Origin of the sequence: Thermoleptolyngbya sp. PKUAC-SCTB121 (assembly GCF_016919485.1) — a bacterium.
Taxonomy (GTDB): domain Bacteria; phylum Cyanobacteriota; class Cyanobacteriia; order Elainellales; family Elainellaceae; genus Thermoleptolyngbya; species Thermoleptolyngbya sichuanensis.
On the sequence record NZ_CP070366.1, the window covers coordinates 890,872 to 915,631 of the forward strand.

General features: G+C 56.2%; 19 protein-coding genes and 1 pseudogene. 14 read left to right on the forward strand and 6 right to left on the reverse strand.

What is annotated here, in order from left to right; all coding sequences use genetic code 11:
- The first annotated feature begins 20 nt into the window (after positions 1-20).
- The 4 genes from recJ to JTM80_RS03735 all read left to right on the forward strand — a co-directional run bounded on the left by recJ (position 21) and on the right by JTM80_RS03735 (position 4,804).
- Positions 21-2,396: a single-stranded-DNA-specific exonuclease RecJ gene (recJ, locus tag JTM80_RS03720; RefSeq protein ID WP_205370628.1), complete on the forward strand. Its 2,376-nt coding sequence runs from the start codon at positions 21-23 to the stop codon at positions 2,394-2,396.
- Between the two features lie 549 nt (positions 2,397-2,945).
- Positions 2,946-3,455 carry a hypothetical protein gene (locus tag JTM80_RS03725; RefSeq protein ID WP_172354224.1) on the forward strand — a complete coding sequence of 170 codons (510 nt, stop codon included), beginning with the start codon at positions 2,946-2,948 and terminating at the stop codon, positions 3,453-3,455.
- A gap of 16 nt (positions 3,456-3,471) precedes the next feature.
- Positions 3,472-3,990, forward strand: coding sequence for an SMC-Scp complex subunit ScpB (gene scpB / locus JTM80_RS03730; protein WP_172354225.1), 519 nt, complete (start codon positions 3,472-3,474; stop codon positions 3,988-3,990).
- A gap of 265 nt (positions 3,991-4,255) precedes the next feature.
- Positions 4,256-4,804, forward strand: coding sequence for a hypothetical protein (locus JTM80_RS03735; protein WP_205370629.1), 549 nt, complete (start codon positions 4,256-4,258; stop codon positions 4,802-4,804).
- A 377-nt stretch (positions 4,805-5,181) separates the two neighbouring features.
- Here the strand turns inward: JTM80_RS03735 and JTM80_RS03740 are convergent, their stop codons facing one another.
- Positions 5,182-6,354 (reverse strand): transposase, encoded by a 1,173-nt coding sequence (locus JTM80_RS03740; RefSeq protein WP_172353422.1) that lies wholly within the window; start codon positions 6,352-6,354, stop codon positions 5,182-5,184.
- A 220-nt stretch (positions 6,355-6,574) separates the two neighbouring features.
- Between JTM80_RS03740 and larC the strand changes: the two genes are divergently transcribed.
- Positions 6,575-8,245, forward strand: a complete 1,671-nt coding sequence (gene larC / locus JTM80_RS03745) for a nickel pincer cofactor biosynthesis protein LarC (RefSeq protein ID WP_205370631.1) — start codon at positions 6,575-6,577, stop codon at positions 8,243-8,245.
- Between the two features lie 6 nt (positions 8,246-8,251).
- Here the strand turns inward: larC and JTM80_RS03750 are convergent, their stop codons facing one another.
- Complete coding sequence (locus JTM80_RS03750; protein WP_172354228.1) at positions 8,252-8,701, reverse strand: anti-sigma regulatory factor; 450 nt, start codon at positions 8,699-8,701, stop codon at positions 8,252-8,254.
- 607 nt (positions 8,702-9,308) lie between these two features.
- Between JTM80_RS03750 and JTM80_RS03755 the strand changes: the two genes are divergently transcribed.
- Positions 9,309-10,123 (forward strand): IS5 family transposase gene (locus tag JTM80_RS03755; protein ID WP_172353899.1). Its coding sequence is split into 2 segments (ribosomal slippage): positions 9,309-9,687 and positions 9,687-10,123, totalling 816 coding nucleotides; the frame shifts between segments, so codons are not numbered across the junction.
- A gap of 12 nt (positions 10,124-10,135) precedes the next feature.
- On the opposite strand, the gene JTM80_RS03760 is transcribed toward JTM80_RS03755, so the two are convergent.
- The gene (locus tag JTM80_RS03760) at positions 10,136-10,714 is read right to left on the reverse strand and encodes a carbonic anhydrase (RefSeq protein ID WP_172354230.1); all 579 of its coding nucleotides are present in this window, start codon (positions 10,712-10,714) and stop codon (positions 10,136-10,138) included.
- 84 nt (positions 10,715-10,798) lie between these two features.
- A complete protein-coding gene (locus tag JTM80_RS03765; RefSeq protein WP_225906753.1) occupies positions 10,799-12,400 on the reverse strand; it encodes a SulP family inorganic anion transporter in 1,602 nt (533 codons plus the stop codon).
- Positions 12,401-13,305: 905 nt separating this feature from the next.
- Between JTM80_RS03765 and JTM80_RS03770 the strand changes: the two genes are divergently transcribed.
- The 4 genes from JTM80_RS03770 (at position 13,306) to tnpC (ending at position 16,022) form a co-directional block, all read left to right on the forward strand.
- On the forward strand, positions 13,306-13,626 hold the full coding sequence (locus JTM80_RS03770) for a helix-turn-helix transcriptional regulator (RefSeq protein WP_009555830.1): 321 nt from the start codon (positions 13,306-13,308) through the stop codon (positions 13,624-13,626).
- Between the two features lie 428 nt (positions 13,627-14,054).
- Complete coding sequence (locus JTM80_RS03775) at positions 14,055-14,555, forward strand: helix-turn-helix domain-containing protein (protein WP_172354232.1); 501 nt, start codon at positions 14,055-14,057, stop codon at positions 14,553-14,555.
- A gap of 20 nt (positions 14,556-14,575) precedes the next feature.
- Complete coding sequence (locus JTM80_RS03780) at positions 14,576-15,121, forward strand: IS630 family transposase (RefSeq protein ID WP_172354233.1); 546 nt, start codon at positions 14,576-14,578, stop codon at positions 15,119-15,121.
- A 16-nt stretch (positions 15,122-15,137) separates the two neighbouring features.
- Positions 15,138-16,022, forward strand: coding sequence for an IS66 family transposase (gene tnpC, locus JTM80_RS03785; protein ID WP_172354234.1), 885 nt, complete (start codon positions 15,138-15,140; stop codon positions 16,020-16,022).
- A 97-nt stretch (positions 16,023-16,119) separates the two neighbouring features.
- Here tnpC and JTM80_RS03790 read toward each other — a convergent pair.
- Together JTM80_RS03790 and JTM80_RS03795 are read right to left on the reverse strand one after the other, a co-directional pair.
- Positions 16,120-17,432, reverse strand: a pseudogene (locus JTM80_RS03790) (NF041680 family putative transposase).
- 215 nt (positions 17,433-17,647) lie between these two features.
- A complete protein-coding gene (locus JTM80_RS03795) occupies positions 17,648-18,088 on the reverse strand; it encodes an ArsI/CadI family heavy metal resistance metalloenzyme (protein WP_172356810.1) in 441 nt (146 codons plus the stop codon).
- Between the two features lie 143 nt (positions 18,089-18,231).
- On the opposite strand from JTM80_RS03795, the gene JTM80_RS03800 reads away from it, so the two are divergent.
- The 4 genes from JTM80_RS03800 (at position 18,232) to JTM80_RS03815 (ending at position 24,714) form a co-directional block, all read left to right on the forward strand.
- On the forward strand, positions 18,232-18,588 hold the full coding sequence (locus JTM80_RS03800) for a helix-turn-helix transcriptional regulator (RefSeq protein ID WP_172356812.1): 357 nt from the start codon (positions 18,232-18,234) through the stop codon (positions 18,586-18,588).
- A complete protein-coding gene (locus JTM80_RS03805; RefSeq protein WP_172356814.1) occupies positions 18,563-19,282 on the forward strand; it encodes a DUF6962 family protein in 720 nt (239 codons plus the stop codon). The genes JTM80_RS03800 and JTM80_RS03805 overlap by 26 nt, the downstream gene beginning before the upstream one ends.
- 689 nt (positions 19,283-19,971) lie before the next feature.
- A complete protein-coding gene (locus JTM80_RS03810; protein WP_205370634.1) occupies positions 19,972-22,872 on the forward strand; it encodes a glycerol-3-phosphate acyltransferase in 2,901 nt (966 codons plus the stop codon).
- A 195-nt stretch (positions 22,873-23,067) separates the two neighbouring features.
- Positions 23,068-24,714, forward strand: a complete 1,647-nt coding sequence (locus tag JTM80_RS03815; RefSeq protein WP_205370635.1) for a hypothetical protein — start codon at positions 23,068-23,070, stop codon at positions 24,712-24,714.
- Positions 24,715-24,760: the final 46 nt, after the last annotated feature.

Genomic DNA, 24,760 nt, shown 5'->3' on the forward strand with positions numbered 1-24,760 from the left:
ACCTGGGAGGATTGTCCTGCATGGCTGAGTCGGCAATTTGGCAGCTTCCACCCGACGAGTCGCCGCCCGCCGAGTTTGTGCAGGCAGCGGCCGAGTATGCACCCGCTGGCATGGCGACCTATGCTGCTCAGTTGCTCTGGCAGCGCGGCATTCGCGATCCAGCGGCGCTGGCGGGCTGGCTCAACCCCGATTGCTACTCGCCGACCAGCCCCTTTGCGTTTGGCGAAGAAGTGCAGAGGGCGATCGCCCGTCTGAAGCTGGCCTACGAACGGCAGGAGGCGATCGCCATCTGGGGAGATTTTGATGCCGATGGGATTACGGCGACGGCAGTGCTGTGGGACGGGCTGGGACAGTTTTTTTCCCAAGGCGATCGCCTCTCCTACGTCATCCCCAATCGCCTCACGGAATCCCACGGGCTGACTCAGCGTGGCATCGAGCGTCTGGCGGCGGCGGGCGTTCGCCTGATCATCACCTGCGACACGGGCAGCACTAGTCTGGCGGAGATCGACCATGCGAATCGCTTGGGGCTGGACGTGATTGTGACGGATCACCACACGCTGCTGGCCCAGCGTCCGCCTGTGGTCGCCATTGTCAATCCCCGCAGCCTGCCTGCGGATCATCCCCTCGCCACCCTGTCGGGCGTTGCCGTTGCCTATAAACTGGTGGAGGCGCTGTACGAAACCCTGCCCGACGTGCCGACGCGCCCGCTGGATACTCTGCTGGATCTGGTGGCGATCGGGCTAATTGCTGACCTGGTGGAACTGCGGGGCGACTGCCGCTATCTGGCGCAGCGGGGCATTGCTCAGCTTCAGAAAAATCAGGACGTGGCGACGGCCCCGCGCCCTGGGGTGGCGATGCTGCTGGAATTTTGCAAACGGGCGGGCGATCGCCCTACCGATATTTCCTTCGGGCTGGGGCCGCGCATCAACGCCATCAGCCGCATCCAGGGCGATGCCCGCGATGGCGTAGAGCTACTGACCAGCCGCGACGAGAGCCGCTGTCGTCAGCTTGCCGAAGCAGCAGAACTGGCAAACACTCGCCGCCGCGCCCTCCAGCAAGATCTGTTCAAACAAGTCTCGGCGCGGCTAAGCCAGATGGATTTGTCTACGACTGGCGTGATTGTGCTGGAAGATCCGCAGTGGCCAGTGGGCATTTTGGGACTGGTGGCTGGGCAAGTCGCTCAGGAATATGGCCGTCCGACCATTTTGCTCAGCAGCGCCGCACTGCTGGCGGCTTCCAAGCCCGCTGCATCGGATGCTGCCAGTTCTTTGCCCGATCACGTCAAGCTGGCGCGAGGTTCTGCCCGTTCTGTGAACTCGATTGATCTCTACGAACTGATGGGCAGTCAGCAGCACTTGCTCAGCGGGTTTGGTGGGCATCCCTTGGCGGCAGGGCTGAGTCTGCCTTTGGAAAACATTCCGCTGTTTGCGGATGGCATTAATCGGCAACTCCGGCAGCAGGTGGGGATATCGGGGGCGATTGCTCCGCTGTTGCTCCCGGTCGATTTGATCGTGACCGTGGGCCAGTTGGGAAAAGACTTGTTCCAAACGCTGAAACTGCTGGAACCCTGCGGCATGGGCAACCCCACGCCCAACCTGCTGATTCGTCAGGGTCGCTTTGAAAATGTCCGCAATGAAAATATCCGCGATTTCAAGCAGCGCAAGGTGCGCTACATCAAAACCGAGTTTGACCTTGTGGATGAAACCGGGCAATTTCACGGCGTGTGGTGGGGCCACTATCGCGACGAGATGCCGCCGGGGCCGTGCGATGCGGTGGTGCAGCTGGATTTCAATCCGTTTCGCAAGCGCTACGAGGTGCGGCTGGTGGCTGTTCGTCCGGCAGCGGACGAGTGGGCTGCGATGGTGCCTGCTGAACCGGACTGGCTGCTGGACTGGCGCGGGCAGACCGAACTTCCGGCAGGCGCGGCCGACGCAGAAAAGGTGTTGGTGATGACCGACTGCCCGACCCAGTGGGACGATTTGCGCGTGTGGGGGCGACAGGCCCGGCACGACGGCAAACGGCTGGCGATCGCCTATCAAACTCCACCCGCTGTCGATCCGCTAGAATCCTGGCAAACCCTGGTGGGACTGGCAAAGTATCTCAGCCGCACAGGGCAAGTCGCAACACGATCGCAGCTTTTACGAAAACTGGGGCTGGGCGATCGCCCGCTGAGAGCCGGAATTCAGGCATTGCAGGCGCTGGGAATGACGGTCTCAGCCCTACCCGATGGGTTGCGATTTCAGTGGCATCCAGCCGATTTGTCTACCCAGTCGCCAACAGCGGCCCAAGTGAATCAGACCATTGAGGCGTTTCTCTCGGCGGTTGAAGAAGAGCAATTTCGGCGACAGTACTTTGCGACTGTGCCTGCTGAAACGATTCGGGCGATCGCCTCTTAAGGCGACACTTTAATGCCACACCAGGGTCAAGTTTTGAACGCTAGGAACCAGAGCCGGTAAAACGTCTGACGTTTTTTTCAAAGCAGCAAAAAAGACAAGAAAAAGAGTGCAGACAGCATGACGACTCAGGATCAACGTCTATCTGCACCCTCTCAGCTAACCATGAACGTTGTGCAAGCAAGCACCCTGAAAGCCCTTCAGCAAGCTCAAAAGCCAGGTTCACAACCCAACGCATCCTAAGTACCCTAAATCCTAAAAAGGAAATATCCTAAAAAGGATTCAGCTTAAGCGACTCGACTTAAGTGATTTTATCGGAGCAACTGGAAAGGAAATTCAGTGGATTTGCGTAGGCAACACCGTCGATAGCTTTATCCTACGGCGATCGCCTAGGCTGTTTCATAAAGGAACTGTAGAGTTTGGGTGTAACCCCATAAGACTCGTGTGAAGATAAACAAGGCTCATTCGCCTGTGCCGAAATGACTCCCTGAAAATAACTCCCTGAAAATAACCTCCTGAAACGGTTTTCCAAAGACCCGCAGACAGATTCCCATGACCCAGCCCAAATTTGCCAGTCGCGCCGCCTGGGAGCAGGCAAATCTGCTAATGCAGCCTGTGTTTATTCGGGTGCTGGATAATTTGCGAAAAGCCCTGGAACAGTCGCCCTGGAAAAGCACCTACCGCAACGACCCCATCTGGCCCGATGGCGTATCCAAGGAGACACAGCAGCAGGTGCTAGCGCTTCAGCATCGGCTGGCATCCGCTACTCCAGAAGAAGCCCCAGACCTCCAGGAAGCGCTGTCTCGTCTGCCCCAGCCCCATCCGGGCTACGTGCTGTGTCTCCAGCATCAGGCCCATCAGGTCAATATCGACCTCTGGCAGTTGTGCTATCAGATCTGCTTTCGCAACTACAGTCCTGTGCTGAGCCTAGCCGACACCGTAGTAGTCGAAGTGGATACAAGCTTGCTCGACGACACAGGCGATGTAGACTGGCAAAAGCTCGATGCGAAAACGGCTCAGCTTGTAGAGCAGATGTTTGCCAGCTTGCCCGACATTTCGTAGGTGTCCTGCGCGATCTATGTCCCGACTGTCCAGCACAATTGAAGCCATTTTGTATCTGAAAGGGCAGCCGCTGACGCTGGCCAAAATTGCGGAATATGCCGGATGCGATCGCCCCAGTGCCGAGGAAGGGCTGATTGAGCTAATGACCGACTACGCCCAGCGCGACGGAGCGCTAGAAGTGGTGGAAACGCCAGAGGGCTATTGTTTGCAGCTTCGAGAAGCCTATCAACCGCTGCTGCAAAAGCTGGTACCTGTGGATTTGGGTGTGGGTGCGCTGCGGACACTGGCGGCGATCGCCCTGCGCGGCCCGCTGACGCTTTCGGATCTGGTTGAACTGCGCGGATCAGGGGCTTACCAGCACGTTCAGGAGTTGGTGGAGCTAGGGTTTGTCCGCAAGCGCCGCAAAGCCGATAGCCGCTCGTCTTGGCTACAAATCACCGACAAGTTTTATCAATATTTTCAGCTAGAGTCGCTGCCACAACCCTTCAGCAACGCCTCCAGCGCTTCATCTGGGGCTGCGACTCCCGAAGCCTGACCCTACGCCTGATGTCTTCGCCACTTCTGCCCTGAGAACGACAGAGCTTCCCGGCCTGCGGTAGAGCCGCTTTATACAACCAGGCGGCTACCTTAATGTGTAATGTTTCGGAACTTTTACCAGATGGTTTTGAGATTGGTTTTGGAATAGAAGCGTTCAGCGATGAACAGGCTTCTGTCATAAGCCGACTCATGGCGGGTAAGCAAGGTTCGGAACGGTTTGAAATCCCAGGAAAAACCCATTTGATGAGCTGAGGTGATAAACCATGAGTAACCCTGATTATAGTCGGCAGAACGAGACCCGCATTCGGGACATGCAAAACGCTGAATTGCAGAATCGTGAATTGCGCGATCGCGGACTTCACGCTTACGAAGCTCGCCGTCAAGCCGAGATTGCGCGAGACAATGCCAATACCTCTGGGGGGCTGTTTCTCGGCCTGATGCTGGCTGCGATCGCAGGCTTTACCACCTTATTTATCGCGCTGGCCCAGCGCAGCGATACCCAGCCCCAGGTCGAACCCGCTGCTCCCCCCGAAGTGAACGCGCAGCCCCCTGAGGTGAACGTTCAACCCCCCGATGTAAACATCCAGCAGGCTCCGCCCCCGGATGTCAACGTGACGATTCCTGAAACTGCCCCCCAAACAGCCCCTCCCCAGAGCGCTGACCCGTCTCTTGATCCGATGATGGGCGCACCCGAAAGCTCGACGGATTCTATGAACCCAGATTCTATGAACCCAGATTCTATGAACCCAGATTCTATGAACACTGATCCGATGGCGAATCCCAATGGCACGGTTCAGCCAGGACAACCGTAATCTCTGGGTCGGCATTATTCCTGCCCTTGGAATATGTGATTCATCTTCTAATCGATTGACCATCGGCTGTGGGCGTAGTGATTATGCCCGCGGCCGATTTTAGGGCAGAGGGGAGCAAGCAAGTGCCTATTCAGGAATAACTGCCAGGAATAACTGCCAGGAATAACTGCGTGAAGGATATACCGCAAATCTCAGGGTCTGAACCCGACCGTTATTTACTGTAGATTAGTTGAGGACGGGCTGTCTTAGGGCGTGTTTTGAAACCCTTCGATCCCCCCTCAGCCCCCCTTAAAAAAGGGGGGAGCCGAGCCGAACCACTCTGCAAGTCCCCCTTATTAAGGGGGATTTAGGGGGATCGACCTGCTTGACTGACAAAACTAAGAAGCTGGAATACGGCTGAGGACAGTGAATTCACGCTTTAGGGAGTCATCGTGTTGTCGCCTTGATGCGATGGCAGGTTGAGGGTCAGGTGAACAGGAGAGGAACTGATAAACGTGAATCTTCCACTGGTGAGTGATAGCCAGCCGAATCCAATTCCAGCCCAGCTTGAGATAACTCATGCCGCGCTTCCAGTGAGCATCGACTTGGCGACGCTTGCCGGATGCGACCACTTGCACCCCTTGGAGAACTAAGAACAGCATCGTCAAGGCGATTACCCCACACAACTGGGAAAGGGCAACCTTGTCTCTGAGTCTGGAGGCTTCGAGATTAAACCCGTTGGACTTCAAATCCAAAAACGACTCCTCCACCTGAAATCTCAGTCGATATTGGGCAAACGTCTGCAAGTTCGTCGGCTCATCACTCACAATTGTCCAATTCTCGCTGCTGAGTTTGTCGTGGGCAAAGGCAAGGTAAACATTGTCGTAGGGCTTTGTTCTACCCACCGACACTGCAGGCGTAAAGTAAGCTTGTCCTGGTTGCAATTGAACCGACGATACCTGGCGCCACTGCCCTTGGTGCTGAAATTGGAAGGAGCGTTTGATGCGGATGCGGAAATGCCAACCCAGATTCTCCCGGAGGTATTTCATCAACTTGCCATCGGCAAACCCTCGGTCTGCCAAAAGGACAATCGCGACACCTTCGGGCATCAGCCGTTGCGCTTGCCGCAGTACCCGTTGAATCGTCCACAACCTGACGGTGCTGCTTGATTGCGCCACCACTTTCCAAGCGACCGGAACCGTTCTTCCTCGGTACACCACTGCGACCCAGACGATGCAGAAACAATTCCATACGACCGTTGTATCGAGGCTTAAGTAGAGTCGTTGGGTCTGCCAGTTGGACAGAGCCTGCCCAATCAGCGCATGATGAGCGGACGCGACATTGATCCGCCGATTCGACAACCAGCGGCGAAACCGGCGTTGGTGGGATTGAGCCATTTGAGCGCGACTCCTCACATACACCCCAAATCCATTGAGATGAACGTTTTGGCTTCCAATCATGCCAATGATCATCCAGCACAGTGTTTGCAGATGGCGAGCATCCTGCCACTGAATGTCGCATTGACGCAGAAAATCATTCAACGCATCATAAAGACGGGAAGTCGGTGACATTGATTTGACTGGTTTGTGTGGTTACTTCTCAGCCTAAATCATGCTCTGCTTCCCGCATGGCTTTCGTTCCAGCTTTAACCTGTTTTGTCAGTCAAGCAGGGGGATCGACTCAAGGCAATCAACGACCTAGAAAGTTTTAAGACACCGCCTAGCGGTTTAGTTCTCTCAACTTTTTCAACTCCAATTTCTCGATTCCAATTCTCAACTCCAAGGCTCATCTATGACCAAGATTGCGTATCTAGACTGCCCGACGGGTATTGCCGGAGATATGTGCCTAGGGGCGCTGATTCACGCAGGGTTGCCGCTGGAGTATTTGGAAACGCAGCTTCGGCGATTGGGCATTTCCCATGAATATATGCTAAGAGTCGAAACCGTGCAGCGAAACGGGCAATCGGCAACAAAACTGCATGTGGATCTGAATGCCTTGCCTGATCCAGAGGCGCTGGCTCATCGAGAGCCAGGCGTTGATGTTCATTCAACCTTTCAGCGTGCCTATGCTCAACCTCACTCTAATGATTTATCTGATGATTTAACTAATCAAAGTATTAATCAAAATACGGTCGAGCGGTATTCAGGAAAGTATTCGGATTCACATTCTCATCTACATCCTCACCAGAGTCACAGTCACACGCATGAGTCTGATTTTTCCGATGATTCTGCAAGTCATTTTCATCCGCATCCACACAAGCATCCGGCTGCTTATCCCCATTCTTTAGACAATGCCACAGACGCGATTCGTGATTCTGAGCATCCGTCTCATGATCTTGCCTCACACCATCACGCAGGCACGCGGCATCTGGCAGACATCGAGCAGTTGATCTCGGCAGCAGGATTGTCGCCTCGGGCGGAAGCGTCGAGTTTGGCGGTGTTTCGGCAGTTGGCGATCGCCGAAAGCGCGGTTCACGGCATTCCCATCGAGGCGGTTCACTTCCACGAAGTCGGAGCGACAGATGCCATTGTGGATATCGTGGGAACCTGTTTGGGGTTGGACTGGCTGGGCATTGAGCAGCTTTATTGCTCGGCGATGCCAACGGGCGGGGGCACGATTTGGGCCGCCCATGGACGGCTCCCGGTTCCTTCGCCTGCGGTGCTGAAGCTGTGGGAACTGCGGCAGGTGCCAGTCTACAGCAACGGCATCGAGCGAGAACTGGTGACCCCGACCGGGGCGGCGATCGCCACGACCCTGGCAGCCAGCTTTGGCCCGCCGCCCCCGATGACGCTGACCCGCGTGGGGCTGGGCGCGGGCGGGCGCGAGCTGCCGATTCCCAATATTCTGCGGCTGTGGATTGGAGAATCCTCCAAACTGGGGGCAGGTAGCTGGGCCTATCGACAGACGACTCACACCGCTCCATCGGGGATTCCCTTACCCCAGTCTGCTAGAGCCGTAGCGTCCACTGCTGAGCCAGGAGCCAATTCCCAGGTGACGGTTCTGGAGACGCAGATTGACGATGCAAACCCGCAGGCGATCGCCTACACGCTAGAATCTCTGCTGGCAGCCGGAGCGCTGGACGTGTTTACGCAGCCTGTGACCATGAAAAAATCGCGCCTGGGCACGCTGATTACGGTGATTTGCCCAATTGACCTGGCCGAAATTTGCAAAGCCGTCCTGTTTCGCGAAACTACGACGCTGGGTATTCGTGAGTCAGTGCAGCAGCGAACCACCCTCGATCGAGAATTTCAGACGGTCGAGACGGAATTCGGAGAAGTCCCAATGAAGCTGGGGAAACATCCCGTTAGCGGAGAACTGCTCAACGTCCAGCCAGAGTATGAAGATTGTGCCAAAATTGCCCGCGATCGCCAAGTTTCTTGGAGCGACGTGCATCGAGCCGCCTTACGCGCCTGGGAGAATCGGAATCCAAAGACCCAACTTCGGGCAGAGAGCGCCCACTAGTGTCTACTAAGAGAGGAGTGGCAAACGCCCCCGGCTCCGAACCTGCTTGCAAAGGCGAAGCTCTGTGCCGTCCGTATTCCAGTGTACCTGGTCAAAAATCTGGTGGAGAATATAGAGTCCGCGCCCGCAGTCTCGCTGCTCTTGGGGCGATCGACCGACACAATCCTCTCGGCATGGGCCCGCAGGGTCAAACCCGCAGCCTTGGTCGGAAATGATCCACCAGTGTTCGTTATTGACAATGTAGAACTCAACCAGAATGGTTTTGTTTGGGTCGAGATTATTGCCGTGCTTTGCTGCGTTAACCAGCGCTTCCTGAAGTCCCAGACGCACCTCTGCTCTCCAGCGCGGCGGAATGTCAGCCAGCAGCAAGTCCAAGACTGGACCCAGATGCAAAGTAGACGCAAAGCTTACAGTACCCCACTTTCGCCCATTGGGACGAGGTGTGATTGCGATCACTCGATGATCCTCACTGGCGTACAAAGGGACAGCGGATGAACCTTGCTCGGCTCAGTTCAAAAGTAGGACTTTAAAAAAGTGAAACTTATCTTTAGAAGCTGAGGCTAAATGAATGAGTCTGAAAACCCCCTACTAGAGGAAGATTGTGAGTAAAGCGCAATAGCTTGAATGCAACCTAAATTAAAAAAATCCTAAGTCAAAAAAACTGCAACTAAAAAGCAGCAACGCAAATGGGTAGCGCACTTATGTTTTACACTGCAATTTTAGCACAGCTAGTCGGTAATCCCTGCTTTTTGGGCGGCAATTACCCACTGGGGCGGGGTTTCCCTCATCTTGGATGTAGTGTTGCAACCGGGTTTAGACGGACTTCTGTGAGCTAAGCTACAAAATCTTTGGGCAGAACAATAGTCAACAGCGCGATCGCCCCAAGTTCTTAGAGCTAATTTGTAAAGGAGCCTGAAAGCCTTGTTAATCAAGGATTTCCGAGAAACCGCTTTTCCTGGGCAAACATGACCTCAAAGCCACACATGCCAAGAGTTTCAGGTTTCTTAAGATTTGCTTCATAAATTAGCTCTTAGTCTGAAAGAGATGCTTCTGAAGCCCGCCTATGAGTCGCCTACCGGAAATCGCCAATCCCAAGCGCAAAGCCTATCCCAGTGATATGAGAGATGCAGAATGGAGCGTTTTGCAACCGCTGATACCTGCCGGTAAAGGCTTTGGTCGTCCCCGTGAAGTGGACTTTCGAGAAATCCTCAACGCAATCTTCTACGTGCAGCGTACTGGATGCCAGTGGGAAATGCTACCGCATGACCTTCCCCCGTATACAACGGTGTACTTCTACTTTTGCAAATGGCATCGCAAGGGGATTTGGCAGCAGATGCACGACCAACGCCGAGCAGACCTGCGGCAGAAAATGGGCAGAACCATAGACTCCAGTGTGGCAATTGCTGATTCCCAATCGGTCAAGACCACCGAAAAAAGGGGGGCATCTACGGTTTCGACGGTGGCAAAAAGGTTAAGGGGCGTAAGCGCCACCTCGTTGTAGACTCCCAAGGGCTTTTAATTGGGGTATTAGTCACCGAAGCGAATGCCTCAGAACGGCTTGGAGCCGTGGTCACGCTCGATGAAGCCAGCGATAAACTCTCCCGGCTTGAGGTGGTGTGGGTAGACCAGGGGTATAGCGGCAAGAAGTTTGCCCATGCAGTCCAACAGGTCTGTGGAGAACCTGTCCGCGTAGAAGTCATCAAACGAACCTCCAAGTCGTTTGAAATTCTGCCTAAGCGCTGGATTGTGGAGCGAACTTTTGGCTGGTTGAATCGCTATCGACGCTTGAGCAAAGACTACGAATTGTATTGCGAAATGAGTGAAGCCATGATCTACGGTGCCATGATTCAATTGATGCTCAAGCGCTTGGCAGCTTAGCTACTTTATAAATCAGCTCTGATGAGAAGATATCAAACTGACTTCACCTGTGAGCTTAGCAAAATAAAGCTCTACGTCTAAGTCAGGGTAGCGCTGCCGAATTTGCTCATAGGCTTGAGTCAGATATTGAGTATGAAGGTTTTGCTCAGATATCAGATCAGAGAATGGCTGTTTGTATACACTGGCGTAGGCTCCACAGTCTTGGTGGTCGATAATGACTACTTTGCTGATGTTATGCAATTGTCTAGACAACGCCAACTGATCCCAAAATGCTTCTGCCTCTGCGGGGTGGGGAAACCCAGTGAGAGCTAGGGATGCTCCGGCTAAGGTGACCCAATCATAGGCTTGATCTAAATGCTGACCGGACAAAAAGGATTGTTCCAAGTCCACAAAGCGAAAGTCGATACAGGTCAGCACCAATGCCTCGGCTTGATGTTCACTGGCCCGGGCGCTTTGGGGAAACATCAGATTTACACTAGAGACTAGTCCAGTAGTCAATACCCCCTTTAGAAAGTGTCGGCGAGTCACTCTAGCTGCTTGGTGACAACAGCAACAAGAATTATTGAACTCAGCCTGAAAAGGTTTAGCCATAGATTCGGTTGGAGCATTATGCCAGAGGTATGAGGGTAGGCTTGACCGCCTCCCCCTGAGCTTTTCAATTTAGACCGTGTAAATTTAGACCGTGATTTTCTCAGAATTTTTCTGACGGGAGGGCGACGGCAACTCACAAAATAACTGAGAGGTGAGGGATCTGACGGCAGCATCAGTACTGTCAAAACAGTTCTCCACACCAATGCGCTCAAGCAAGCCTGTGCGTTCGAGGAGTTGCTTGACCTCTGGCTGTAAGCCACTAAGCAATAGTTGACAGCCCCGTCGCTTCAGATCGTGGTATATGTCTTCAAGGGCGACTAACCCTGTAGTGTCCATATTAGGAACAAACCGCATCCGCAGAATCAGGTAGCGTACTTCAGGTTCATCACGGAGGAAGGTGACAAAGCGTTCGGCGGCACCAAAAAACATGGGGCCATCCACCCGATATACTGCGATTTGTTTGCCCAACTCTAGGGGAATGCCGGGGGGGAAGGCTTCTGTTTCAGGAATTTTGCCCATGCTCAATTCACTCATCCGCTTGATAAAGAGTGCTCCGGCAGCAATCAACCCGACTTCCACGGCTAGAACTAGGTCAAAGCAAATGGTCACTGCCCAGGTCAATACCATAACGGCGAAGTCGGCATAGGTTGCCCGCATTAGTAAGCCGATCGCCTCCCATTCCAGCATCCGCAAACTGGTAACCATCAAAATTCCAGCGAGGGCTGCTAGGGGAATTCGAGCCGCTAAGGGCGCTAGCAGTAGCACGATCAGCAGTAGCACCAGACTGTGAATGATGCCAGAGAGTCGGGTTTTGCCCCCAGAGCGAATGTTGACCGCAGTGCGGGCGATCGCGCCTGTCGCGGGGATGCCCCCAAAGAAGGGCACAACCATGTTGGCAATGCCTTGACCGATCAATTCGCGATCGCTATCGTGTTTTTCGCTGACAGTCATGCCATCCGCCACCACCGCTGATAGCAGCGATTCAATGCTCCCCAGAGCCGCTAGGGCTAAAGCTGGTTTGATCAATTCCTGAATTAGGCCAAAGTCTTGCCAGTGGGGAATACCGTGGGGCATCGGCAATGCCTGGGGAATCGAGCCAATAGTGGGGACATCGAGGTGTAATCCCGATACCAATAGCGCTGCCAACACTAACCCCACCAATGAGCCGGGAATAGGAGTTCGCAGTTTAGCCCACAGAAGCTTGGTGACAATCACCACAGTCGCGATCGCGATCGACGACCAGTGCCCCTCGGATAGATGATGCAAGGTTTGCCATAAACCAGGCAAAAAGTGTTCTGTACGAGGCAATGTTAATCCCAGGAAATTATTCAACTGCCCACAAAAGATGATGATGGCGATGCCATTGGTGAACCCAGCTGTGACGGGGTAGGGAATAAACTTGACCAAACGTCCTAATTTAGCCACGCCTAAGGCAATCTGAATCAGCCCCGCCATGACTCCAGCCAGCCAGACCTTCTCGATACCGTACTTAGCAACAATGCCCAACAAAATCACAGCCATTGCCCCAGTGGGACCAGTAATTTGTACCGGGGAGCCGCCGAAGAGGGCAGCAACGCCACCGGCCACAATCGCCGTGTAGAGTCCGGCTTTGGGATCAACGCCACTGGCGATCGCGAAGGCAAGCGCCAAAGGCAGGGCCACCACCGCTGCCGTCAAGCCTCCCATCAAATCGCCCCGCCAGTGTACTAATAGGTTTCGCCAGCGGAAACGATTACTGTCTGTCGCAGTTACAGCCTGATCGATCATTAGATACGTAAAACTCCTTACTTAAATTTGAAATGCCCTAGTTGTCTGGAGGTGCATCACTCATGGGAGCGATCTGAAGCGAAATACCGCCAAAACGAGCAGAGCTACATCTTTTATGCCCTCAAGCAGCTTTCCAGCCTCATGGCTCAGGAAACATTGCCCCAGCAATTGTCCAGAGCGACCTAGCGCCACAATTGAAATCGACCTCCATTAGTTTTGCATCCTAGCATGTATCTATCTTCAAAGTCTTGCATATGCTAATGTTGCTGCATATACTCAAGTTATAGTCTCTGTCAGCTCTTAGTTGTGCAATGGCTACCTGCCCATAGGCACTGCTCGGGGAGCGGTGCAGAGTTTCTATGTCCGAATTTTTGGCAAGCTTCTCAATGAATTATTTTGTTCGCAAGTTTGAAAATCAGCTTTCTGCATCGACGACTCAAGGGTTGGATTGGTGTGTTATTCGTCAATTACCATCGATGCAAAGTCTAATAGTCAGTCGATTTTCATCACGCATAGAAGCTGAGCGCCATTGCAGTTTTATGCAGCGAATATATCCCAATTCCTTTTTTGAGGTCATGTTTGATGCACCTCTAGAGTAATTCCTTTTTAGCTCGATGAAATACAGGAAATAAACTAGATAACACAATGCTTGACGTTAAAATTTTCGATGTCGATCATGGTTTCAGCGCAGTCATTGACCCACATAATCATCACGCAATTGTTTGAGCGACATAACCCGTTAGCTGGCGCAGTTCAGGGTACCCCTTGCCAGGGTAAATGATAAGCTATCTAGCAAAACTTGAAGCTATAGAGATAAGCGTACAATGACATTCAAGCCCAGCTACTTCAAAGCCGACCTGTTCAAAGTCTTGTCAAACCCTGTGCGAATTCAAATTTTAGATGCGCTACGACTGGGAGAACAAAGCGTCGGCTATATCGCAGAATGGCTTGAAATTGAAGCTTCGGCTGTTTCTCAGCAGTTAGCTGTGCTGCGGAGTCGCAATTTAGTCACCAGCCGCAAGCAAGGGAACTATGTGTTCTACTCTGTACGTGATCCCGCTTTGTTTAAAGTTCTCGATGCGGCACTTGAAGTGTTCAACAATCACCTAGTGGATGTCCGTGATGCCCTTGAACAGTTGGAGTAAGAAGCATCGCCATCCCCACTGAAGCCATATAACGGCAAGGGTCAGCAGTTGCAGACTGGCTTTGTCGCTCTACGAGCAAGAACGGTCGATCCGCTGCAACAGCGTTGTCAGTGGGAGCATGCACTGGCCGGTTTGGCTGACCCTTACTCTGCTACTCCCAAGCTATCCCAAACCTAACTGCCCCTACCCACCGTACTCTGAGTGCGTTTCGTCGCCGCGAACAATCCCAGATAACGGTCTCAACCCACCTGCTGCGTGACGCTTTGCTGCTTGATGAATGACGTTGCAAACAAACTGAGCGATCGCCCTCATCTGGCAGCACCGACACCTTTGGGCGATCGCCCCCCGGATACCTTTTGGGACGTTGCACACTGATATCAAATCTCCAAAGATCTGCTACATATAAGAAGACGTTAGAGCGAGCCGCCATGAGTGGAGTCCTCAAAATCGATATCGCTGAAACAGCAGAAGAACTAAAAGCCGTCTTGGAACAACAGCAACGGTCATCACAGCGCCGTAAAGTACAGGTGTTGTGGTGGTTAAAAACCGGACAAGCGAAGAGCGTTGAGCAGTTAGCCCAACTGAGCGGTTGCCATCGCACGACCGTGTCTCGTTGGCTGAGCCAGTATCGACAGAGTGGACTCGAAGCGTTGGTGAAGGTGGCATCTCGCAGTGGACGACCGCGAGCGATTAGCGGTGAAGTCCTGGCATCTTTGGAACGGGAACTGCAAGATCCAGAAGGCTTTAGCAGTTATGGAGCAGTGCAGCAGTGGCTCGCAGCGGTGCATGGTCAACCCGTCCCCTACAAGACGGTGCATAAGACGGTGCGCTATCGGCTCAAAGCGAAGCTCAAAGTGCCCCGTCCGGTGTCAAAGAAGCAGACTCCTGGGGCGTGCGAGTCCGTTCAGCAAACCTTGCAGCCCAGATAAGCCAGTCGATTCCGCCAGCCTTGAGACAACGCTACGGGGGGCGAATCCGCTATTGGTGCAGCGATGAGAGCCGCGTCGGACTGCTGACGGTTCAACATCGCAAGTTGACGGGCTTTGGGGTGCAGCCGATTGGTTCAGTTCAATGGGACTTTGTGTATCGGTGGCTGTACGGTCTAGTGGAACCGCTGAGCGGTGCATCGTGGATAGTCGAGTTTTCTCATCTCGACAGTTCCTGTTTTGAGGCGTTTTTGCACAGCTTTGCGGCTCAGTTCCCCGATGATTTACATCTGATTCAGGTGGATAATGCCGCAGCCCATACGGCTCAGACCCTGACGATACCGGACAATGTCATCTTGGTGTTTCAGCCGCCTTATTGCCCTGAGGTCAATCCCATTGAGCGGGTCTGGCGGGAACTCAAGCGGGAGCTAGCTTGGGTTCACTTTGATGATGTTTGCCAACTCCAGCACGCCATCAGCCAGTGGGTTTGTCGCCTTTCGGCGGAGTCGCTGCGATCGCTGACTCAGTGGGATTGGATTGTCGATGCTCTATGTGTAGCGGGTATTTAGAGAATTGATATTATCAATGCAGCGATTGAGTGGGATTTACGAGCGCATTGAATTGCCCCGATTGACCCCTCACATCACCCGAGTTGAACGCTACGGTGGGACTTGTCAGTGTTGCCAAAAGGCGTATGAGGCTCCGGTTCCAGTCGGATTAGAGCCAGGGTCTCCCTTTGGTACGAGTGTTGCGAGTCTAGTCACCTATCTACGCTACAGCCATGCGATCAGCTACCAACGGTTGAGCCACTTGATGGGCGACCTTTACGGTCTAAAGCTGTCGGAAGGAGCCATTGCCAATCTCTTGCAACGGGTGCAGGGGCAGCTAGAAACTCCAATTGCCAAGATCGTGGAACGTTTACGCAGTGCTCGGCTAGTTGGTAGGGATGAAACCGGGGCGCGGGTGAATGGGAAAAACCAGTGGGAATGGGTGTTTCAAAACGACCAGGTGTGTCTGCATGGGATTCGTCCCACTCGTGGCAAAACGGTCATTGATACCGTGATGGCTGGGCATCAACCGCAGATTTGGGTGTCTGACTTATTCAGTGCTCAGGCAGCCCATCCGGCCCAAGACTGGCAAGTATGTCTAGCGCATCAACTGCGTGATTGTCAGTATGCGATTGATGCAGGGGATGATTTGTTTGCGCCCCGGATGAAACGGCTGTTGCTCAAAGCCATCGCCTTGCAACGGCGACGACAGATCCTTGCCACCTCGACCGTCGAACAGTATTGCGCTCGATTGCGTGGGTCACTCCGAGAGCTTCTCAACTTGCAGCCCAAATCAGTCGAGGGACAAAGGTTGCTCAAACGCTATCAGAAGATTCGCGCTCATCTGTTACTGTTTCTGACCGATGAGGCAATCCCGCCGACTAATAATGCTTTAGTTTGGACTAACTTTAGTTTGGACTAACTGGCATCACAATAATGCTCAACAGGATGCCATAAAGAATCTGCTCAACCGTTCATAACAGTTGAACTTAAGGAATTGGATACAATCCTGCTCGCAGTTAAGCTGCTGTTGCAACCGGACTGTTCAGGGATTGTTCGGATGTCTTGCGTTTCGAGGCTCGTTTTTTGACCATCGGATAGCAGGGACGAGGAGTTGGCTTGTGCCCCTTGCCTCGTCCTGGCGATTTACCACGAGGTTTAGGCGCAGGAGCAGGGGTGCCAATCGCTGCCAAAATGCCTGCAAACGCTTGTGCGACCCGACCCGGAGTCAACGTTTCTTGCGGTGCCTGCCAGGGCAAGGGGTGGTCAGTACAGTCCTTTCGCGCTAACCACAACTGCCAACTGAGCAACGGCATCAGGCTGCTCCACTGTTCGGTTGCCGATACAGAACTGAACTGGGGATGTGTCCAATATAGCCTCTGCTTGGCAAAGCGATACCAGTGTTCAATGGCAAAGCGACGGAGGTAGTGCAACCACAGGGTTTCTAACGGAGGCATCTGCTCACCCAGCCAAACTAACCACAAAGGAGCCAAGCGTCGCGTGCTGCTCTGTGTCTCCAGCACCTCCACGCGCAACACTTCCATTGCCCGTTTGGGGATTTGCGGAAATGGTATGCACTCCAACGACTGACCCGCACTCGTCCCCAGTTGGGATCATCGACTTCAACGGTTTCGACCGGGACACTCCAAGTGTCAGGGTCATTGAGTTTCATCTTATGTCCATGCTTGGCAGGTGCGCCTCGCCCTCGATACGCTGGGGGCGCGCCATAGACACATCGATTGGATGTAACCCGCAGCAGCAAGTCTGCCTCAATCCCTGCCGTTTGGTTGACAAAACTGGCATTGCCGTACCCTCGGTCGTAGATCGCCAACGGACGCACCGCTAACTGCCGAGTCACTTGTTTGAGTTGGAATGCCGCTTTACTGGCGGGTGTTTCAAAGCTGGTGATGCGCTCATGCCGCAATGGTAATGCCCAACTGCCCCTGTCTTCAGCAATCCAGGCTAAGGTACTGTAGTTTTGTCCGGCTATCGGGGCATGTCCTGTTCTGCCTGATAAGGTGCGGTCTTTCAAACGCCTGGCAGCAGGACGGTTCCACCGACTCGCATCACCTGCCAACAACGGTTGCTGCTGAGTCGGTATCTGCTGCACCAACAGCTTCAGCACCTTTGAGCGGGGTAGGCGGCTATCGCGCAACGCTTCATAGGGGCTCGACCACTGGCGACGAAAGACAGGACTCTGCGATAGCCTCACAAACGACACGATGCACGCACTCACTAACACGGCATCCATCAGATCAAACAGGGCATCTCTGGCGTTTCCCAAGCTGGCATACAACGTTTGGCGAAATTGCTGAAGTTCGTTGAAAATCATGGGGTCAATGTTGGTTGTACTTCATTGACCTTACGGCAGTCGGTGCTTCTCATTGACTGCCTTCCTCTTCACCATTAGTCCAAACTAAAGTGAGAAATTTTCATTGAGAAATTCGAGAAATTTGCCGCTCGCCGCTTACCCAGCCTTGGATTCTGGCAGACGCTTCTGAATAAAGCCTTATAAAGCCCTGAAACCAGCCCTGGAAAAGCTAGAGGCTAGCTCTTGCACATGACACAGTCTTGGGATGCAGTCGCCCTTGGAACGGGGTGCAGTCCTTCGGTTGGCGGCACGGGCGAATCTGCCAGGACGGTGTAGATTTCCCACGGTGCGCCGTCGGGGTCGTGAACCCAAGCCTTATCTTGCAGCGCATAGCAACAGTTGGTTTGCGGTTCGGGCACAGTGGCCAGGTCGAGTTGCGCGAGGCGATCGCCCGCCATCTTCACATCCTCCGACGTTTCCACCTGCACACCCAGATGGTTGAGCCGCTCCGTCGCGTTGGGATTTTCAATCAGCACCAGCTTCAGCGGCGGCTGGGCGATCGCAAAGTTGGCATAGCCGGGCCGCCGCTTGGCAGGTTCGGTGCCAAACAGCTTGCTATAGAACACAACGGCTTCATCAATGTTGCTCACATTCAGCGCCAGTTGTACGCGAGACATCGGGTTTCTCCTGAGTAGAAGTTGGCATCAGTCACTCAATCTTGGCAGTCATCGATATTGACAGCCGTTCATATTGACAACCATCAATATCGACTCCCATCAATATACTGGCACTCTATATCGATGAGTGTCAATATGAAAATATGAATTTCCCTAAATCTGCTCCACCAACTGCCGTGCCGACCTGCTGCACTCCGCTGCTGGCAGGCGCATTACCGCCCGAAGACGCGGCCCGGCTTGCTGCCCTGTTTCGCGTGTTGGGCGAACCGGCCCGCCTGCAACTGCTCAGCCTGATCGCGTCCCAGCCGGGTCAGGAAGCTTGCGTCTGCGAATTGACCGAGCCGCTGGGTCTGTCGCAGCCGACCATCAGCCACCACCTCAAGGTGATGTACGAAGCGGGACTGTTGCAAAAAGAGCGGCGCGGCAACTGGATATATTACCGACTGGTGGGCGATCGCCTGGAACAGTTGCGCGTTGCCCTGGCCAGCCCAGCCCGCTGAACCCACTGCCCGCAGGCCCCGTGCGATGACGCTGAGCGAACCCATTACCACGCTGACCGACTATGCGATCGCCCTGGAATGCCTGATCTTTGCGGTCTGCTTGCTGAAACAGGCAGCACCCCCCAAGCCTGCAAAGGGATGGATACTGGCCTTTGTCAGCACGGCGCTGGCTGCGGCCCTGGGCGGCACGCTGCACGGATGGAGCGCCGCGTTGTCGCCGGGTTGGGCATTGGGCCTGTGGCGAGCCATGCTGCTGGCGCTGGGGGTTGCCAGTTATGGGCTGGTGGCTGGCGTGAGTGCGGATTGGGGGCCGGGGGGCAAATTGGGCAAGGTGCGCCAGTTGGCGCTGGGCAAGCTGACGGTGTATGGGCTGTGGGCATGGCAGGCGGAATCCTTTTGGGGGGCGATCGCCGACTATCTGCTGTCCATGCTGCTGGTGGCGGGTCTGGTAGTGGGGCTGATATTGGGGCTGGTGGGGTCGGGGGCGGTTCTGGTCGGCCCAGCGCAGCGGGTCGCTGCAGGATGGCTATTGGGCGGGGTGGGTCTGTCGTTTGCCGCAGCCGGGGTGCAGGTGGTGCAGCTTGCCCTGCGGCCCTGGCTCATGCCCAATGACCTCTATCATCTGGTGCAGATGGTCGCGCTCTATGCGTTCTTTCGCGCAGCGCAGCCGCCTCCTTCTCACGCTGTTGGGTAAGTTCGTAGCGTTGTAAATGACCTGCTGGGCTGCTTTGCCGATGTCTTTGTTCAGCCACTTTGCGAGGCTGCCGCCCGATTCTTCCCTAGCGGTATCCTCTAGGGTGTCCAGCAGGAATGTGGAAAGTCCAGCCACGAGCGGCGCTTCAAATCCAGTCATGAGGAGGGCAAGAGAAATTTAGCTCTGAAATTTAGCTCTATTATGGCCGGTGAATGCGGGACTCTGGGATTTTAGGTTCTGGTATCGCCGCCGTCCGGAAGTCCCCCTTGCTCAAGGGGGATGTAGGGGGATCGGTTCGGGTACAGAAGCGATCGGAGATCCCCCCTAGCCCCCCTTATCAAGGGGGGAAAGCCGGAAGTCCCCCTTGCTTAAGGGGGATTTAGGGGGATCGGCTCGGGTACAGAAGTGATCGGAGATCCCCCCTAGCCCCCCTTATCAAGGGGGGGAAAGCCGGAAGTCCCCCTTGCTCAAGGGGGATTTAGGGGGATCGGCTCGGGTACAGAAGTGATCGGAGATCCCCCCTAGCCCCCCTTATCAAGGGGGGGAAAGCCGGAAGTCCCCCTTGCTCAAGGGGGATTTAGGGGGATCGGCTCGGAATTCGGACGATCGAAGATCCCCCCTAGCCCCCCTTGGTAAGGGGGGAACCGGAACCGGAGCCGGAACTGGAGCCGTTTTGGGTAAGGTGCCTGATGTCGCTGATGCAAGTTTGGGGCGTATTTCTAATCTTTGTGCTGTGCCCTGTGCTGGGGGCGCTGCCGCTGATTGAGTGGATCGTGCGGGGGCTGACGGGGAAGCGCCTGTCGAAGCTGGGCACGGGCAACGTTAGCGTGTCGGCAGCGTTTTATCACGGCGGGCGGGCGGCGGGCATTCTGGCGGTGCTGTCGGAGGCGGCGAAGGGAATTGCGGCGGTGCTGCTGGCGCGGCAGTTTTTTCCGGCGGAGTCGCTGTGGGAGGTGGTGGCGCTGATGGCGCTGGTGATGGGGCGCTATTGGGGCGGGCGCGGCGCGGGCACGACGAACGTGGTGTGGGGCTTTTTGCTGCATGACCCGGTGGCGGCGGGGCTGGTGGCGCTGATCGGCGGCATTGGGTTTACTGTGTTGCGCGATCGCACGCTTGGCAAGCTCAGCGTCCTCGTTTTGATGCCGATCCTGGTGGCGCTGCTGCATCCCTACAGCGGCAAGCGGGTCGCCATTACCGCATTGCTCAGCCTGCTGCTGGCGTGGATTTACCAAAAAATTCCCGACGATCTGGATCTATCGGCAGAGGAAGCTCAGGAGGAATCGAAGCGCGTGTTTCAGTTTTTTCGGGGCGATCGCGCCTTACTGTCCCTGGATCAGGCTCTCTCACCGGCAAAAGTCGGCTCCAAAGCCGCCACCCTGGCCACCCTCAAGCGCCTGGGCTATGCTGTGCCCGATGGGTGGGTGCTGCCACCGGGAGACGACCCCGCGCCGTTGCTGACTGCCCTCTCACCCAGCGCCGATGCGCCCTTGGTGGTGCGTTCTTCTGCCATTGGTGAAGATTCGGACACGGCTTCGGCGGCGGGGCAATACGAGTCGTTTCTGGAGATCACCAGTCCGCCCGCGCTAGAGCAGGCGATTCTGCGCTGTCAGGAGTCCTACAACCTGCCCAGGGCGGTGCAATATCGCCAGCGCCAGGGCAGCGCCGAGGGGGGCATGGCGGTGCTGGTGCAGCGGCAGGTGGCGGGGGCGTTTTCCGGGGTGGCCTTTAGCCGCGACCCGATCCAGCGGCAGGGCGAGGCGCTGGTAATCGAGGCGCTGCCGGGGCGGGCGGATCAGGTGGTGTCGGGTCGGGTCACGCCGGAATCCTACCGTGTGTGGCTGCCGGAATCGCCAGAGGACACCCCCGACCCTGAAGCCTTCCCGATAGAAGGAACGGGCGATGTGCCGCTGGCGGTGATCCGGCGGGTGGCGCTGCTGACGCGGCAGATCGAAGCCCAGTTTCACGGCGTTCCGCAGGATGTGGAATGGAGCTATGACGGGCAGCAGGTGTGGATCTTGCAGGCGCGGCCGATTACGACGCTGGTGCCCATCTGGACGCGCAAGATTGCCGCCGAGGTGATTCCTGGCTTTATCCGGCCGCTCACCTGGTCGATTAACCGACCCCTGACCTGCGGCGTGTGGGGCGAAATTTTTACCATTGTGCTGGGGAACCGCGCTCAGGGGCTGGACTTTGAGGAAACGGCGACGCTGCACCACTCTGCTGCATACTTTAATGCGACCCTGCTGGGCGATATTTTTCGGCGGATGGGGCTACCCGCCGAGAGCCTGGAATTTCTCACCAGGGGCGCAAAGTTCAGCAAGCCGCCGCTGGGGTCTACGCTGCAAAATCTGCCTGGACTGCTGCGGCTGGTGCAGCGCGAACGACGACTGCTGAAGGAGTTTACCCAGCGCGATCGCCAGCAGTTTGCCCCGGCGCTGGCCAACCTGGCCGCCCGGCCCGCCGACTCGCTGGCCACCGCCGATCTGCTCGATCGCATCGACCAGATTTTGGAACTGCTGCGCCCCGCCACCTATTTCAATATCCTTGCGCCGCTGGGATTTGCCGCCCGACGCGCCCTGGTCCGGGTGGATGAAGCGGCGCTCGATAACAGCGTGATGCCGGAGGTGGCGGCCGTGCGATCGCTCCAAACCCTGGCCCAACAAGTGCGATCGCACCTGCCCGCACCCCCTGCTGACCCCGACGTGCTGTTGATGCAGCTTGGGGAAACCCCGGCGGGACGGGACATTCTCCACCAGTTTGACCAGTTCCTCGACCGCTATGGCTACCTCAGCGAAGTAGGGACAGATATCGCCGTTCCGACCTGGCGCGAGGCTCCCCAGGCTGTGCAGCGCCAGCTTGCCCAATTTGCCCAGCTTGACCAGTTTGCGACCGTACCCGCTGCGCCGCAGTCTAGACCGCCTGCTGGCAAGGTGCGAACCGTCCAGCAGCGGCTCGACCTCAAGGGGCGCGTGGCTGAGGTTTACAATCGCCTGCTGGCAGACCTGCGCTGGAGCATTGTGGCGCTGGAGCAGCGCTGGCTGGCTGACGGCTTGCTGAACGCGGCTGGTGATATTTTTTTCTTGGAAATTTCGGAAATTCGGGCGGTGGTGACAGAACAGGATGCCGATTGGGGTTTGGTAAAACGGCGGGTACAGGAGCGGCGATCGCGCTTCGAGGAAGATTCCCAGCAGACGATGATTCCCCTGCTGGCCTACGGACACGAGCCGCCGCGCCCGGTGGCCCAGCCAGAACAGCCCGCCCTCAGCAGACTGATCGGCATCGGGGCCAGCCCTGGCGTGGCGGTGGGGACAGTCGTGGTGGTGCGATCGCCCCAGGACGCGCCGCCCCTCGACCGCTCCTATATCCTCGTTGTGCCCTACACTGATGCAGGCTGGGCCCCGCTGCTGGCGCAGGTGGGCGGGCTGATTGCCGAAGTTGGAGGGCGGCTCTCCCACGGGGCGATCGTCGCCCGCGAATATCAGGTTCCCGCCGTGATGAACCTGGCCAGCGCCACGCAGCGGCTTCGATCGGGCCAGCGGGTGCGGCTGGACGGAGAGACGGGCGTGGTGGAGGTGATGGAACCGGAATAGTCGAACGCTGGGGACACCCGCGAAACGATGGCAATTGCCTGGGCTATGGGATGTACTACGGGATATGCAACGCTGCAAAAATTCACGCTGCAAAAATTCACGCTGTAAAAATTCACACGGTCATCTCTAGTGCTGCGATCGCCCTGGGCATTCTGAGAACAGGCGCCCAACCTCACCCCATCCCCCGATCCGCTCATGGTGTCTTTTACTGCCGCACCTCCAAACTCTGCGCCGGCCTCGCCCCACCTGCTAACGGCGGCCATTTTGCAGTTGCCAATGCCCGACGCTGCCGATCGGGTGGCATCGGGGCAGGTGGTGCGGGCCCTGCAAACGCTGATGGCGCTGATAGACGAGGTGCGATCGCCCGAAAACGGCTGGGATGCAAACACGCTGCCGACCCCAGAGGCGATCGCCCCCTATGTAGCCGACGAAGCCTGTGACCTGTTAGAAGCGCTAGAAACGTCGGAAGCGCTGGCCGCCGAGACAAGCGACCGCACGTTTCCCTCCGAGGCGGCCGACTCGCCCAAACCGGCCCCCCTGTGGCCCCCCTACTGCACGCTCGACAGCCTCACCCCCCGGCTGCTGTGGGGGCTGGCCCGCAGCGCGGTAGAGGTGATGCGGCTATTGGAAAGTGTGTCTGCGACGGTGGCTCCGGCGGGGGCAGTGCGCCAGCGGGGGCGGCTGCGGCTGGCGGCGGTGCTAGAGCTACACACTGAGGACGGCAGCCAGCGCCATGACCTGGTGATGCATCAGCCAGGGCGATCGCCCCTGTCGCTCGATGCCCAGGTCTATGAACTCGACGGCACAGCAGTTTCCGGCACGCTCACGGCTGGGCAAATCCTGACGGCGATCGCCCAGCAGGTGGAACTGGTCACGCCGGCCCTGTCGCCGCTCTTGGTGGGTCTGCCGATTCAACTGCTGCTGCCGGAATATGACTGGCAGCCCGCAACGCTGCGCCTGCACCTAGAGCTAGAGTTTGTGCCCGGTGGACTGCCCGCCTCGTCAGAGTTGCCAAATGCTGTGGCTGCTGGGGCTGCTGAGGCTTCGGAACCGCACGATGCGATGCCGTCGAACGATGAGGAAACCCTACCGACCACCCTCCAGTTCACGCCGGGGGCCTGGCTCCAGCGCTATTGCACCCACCTGAGAGACTATGCACTCGCCCACCAAGCCCTGCATCTGAGCGGCTGTCGCATGGTGTCCGAAGCCGTCTTCCCGCTGCCTGCGGAAGAGGTGGTGCCGCGGTTGGTTGCGGATGCCTGCCTGCTGCTGGATTTACAGACTTACTCGCCGCTGTTTGCGCCGATCGACCGCTGGCAAGACCGGATGCCGGGCGATCGCCTGCGATCGCGCCTCCTGTGGAGCCTCAGCCGCAGCAGCCCAGCGATGATGCAGCTCCTCGGCGGCGTGAAGGTGCGAATGCTGCAACCGGAAGCACCGTGGGATGCAGGCACGCTGCGGCTGCTGGTGACGCTGAAACTGCAAACACCGGAAATGGACTGGTACATTGACCTAGCGACAGGGCAAATGCCAGAACCAACGGTGTTTCCGCTGGCGGCGGACGTGGTGCTACAAGCGGGCGACCTAGCGTTCGAGGCCCAGCCCGAGGCGGCCCTGCCGCCGCTGTCGCTACAACAGCCCACGCCCTTGGCGCAACTGACCGAGCATGTAATGCAGCAAATCGAAACCGCTGTGCCCGAAGTGCATCTGCTGCTGGAGGGCGCTGCGGTAGATCTGTGGAGCGAAGCCGACCCCGAACCCCATCCCGCAACGCTTCAAGTCTTGGTGGATTTTGACTTTGTACCGGACTGGCACCTGACACCCGATCCACATCGCGACTAGAATGAAGTGTCGATTTGGCAATCAGTCGATTTGGCACACTGGCATC

What these genes read in the sequence shown, in the direction of transcription:
- recJ (WP_205370628.1), top strand. Translation starts at nt 21, where the DNA reads ATGGCTGAGTCGGCAATTTGGCAGCTTCCACCCGACGAGTCGCCGCCC.
- JTM80_RS03725 (WP_172354224.1), top strand. Translation starts at nt 2,946, where the DNA reads ATGACCCAGCCCAAATTTGCCAGTCGCGCCGCCTGGGAGCAGGCAAAT.
- scpB (WP_172354225.1), top strand. Translation starts at nt 3,472, where the DNA reads ATGTCCCGACTGTCCAGCACAATTGAAGCCATTTTGTATCTGAAAGGG.
- JTM80_RS03735 (WP_205370629.1), top strand. Translation starts at nt 4,256, where the DNA reads ATGAGTAACCCTGATTATAGTCGGCAGAACGAGACCCGCATTCGGGAC.
- JTM80_RS03740 (WP_172353422.1), bottom strand. Translation starts at nt 6,354, where the DNA reads ATGTCACCGACTTCCCGTCTTTATGATGCGTTGAATGATTTTCTGCGT.
- larC (WP_205370631.1), top strand. Translation starts at nt 6,575, where the DNA reads ATGACCAAGATTGCGTATCTAGACTGCCCGACGGGTATTGCCGGAGAT.
- JTM80_RS03760 (WP_172354230.1), bottom strand. Translation starts at nt 10,714, where the DNA reads ATGGCTAAACCTTTTCAGGCTGAGTTCAATAATTCTTGTTGCTGTTGT.
- JTM80_RS03765 (WP_225906753.1), bottom strand. Translation starts at nt 12,400, where the DNA reads ATGGGAGGCTTGACGGCAGCGGTGGTGGCCCTGCCTTTGGCGCTTGCC.
- JTM80_RS03770 (WP_009555830.1), top strand. Translation starts at nt 13,306, where the DNA reads ATGACATTCAAGCCCAGCTACTTCAAAGCCGACCTGTTCAAAGTCTTG.
- JTM80_RS03775 (WP_172354232.1), top strand. Translation starts at nt 14,055, where the DNA reads ATGAGTGGAGTCCTCAAAATCGATATCGCTGAAACAGCAGAAGAACTA.
- tnpC (WP_172354234.1), top strand. Translation starts at nt 15,138, where the DNA reads ATGCAGCGATTGAGTGGGATTTACGAGCGCATTGAATTGCCCCGATTG.
- JTM80_RS03795 (WP_172356810.1), bottom strand. Translation starts at nt 18,088, where the DNA reads ATGTCTCGCGTACAACTGGCGCTGAATGTGAGCAACATTGATGAAGCC.
- JTM80_RS03800 (WP_172356812.1), top strand. Translation starts at nt 18,232, where the DNA reads ATGAATTTCCCTAAATCTGCTCCACCAACTGCCGTGCCGACCTGCTGC.
- JTM80_RS03810 (WP_205370634.1), top strand. Translation starts at nt 19,972, where the DNA reads ATGTCGCTGATGCAAGTTTGGGGCGTATTTCTAATCTTTGTGCTGTGC.
- JTM80_RS03815 (WP_205370635.1), top strand. Translation starts at nt 23,068, where the DNA reads ATGGTGTCTTTTACTGCCGCACCTCCAAACTCTGCGCCGGCCTCGCCC.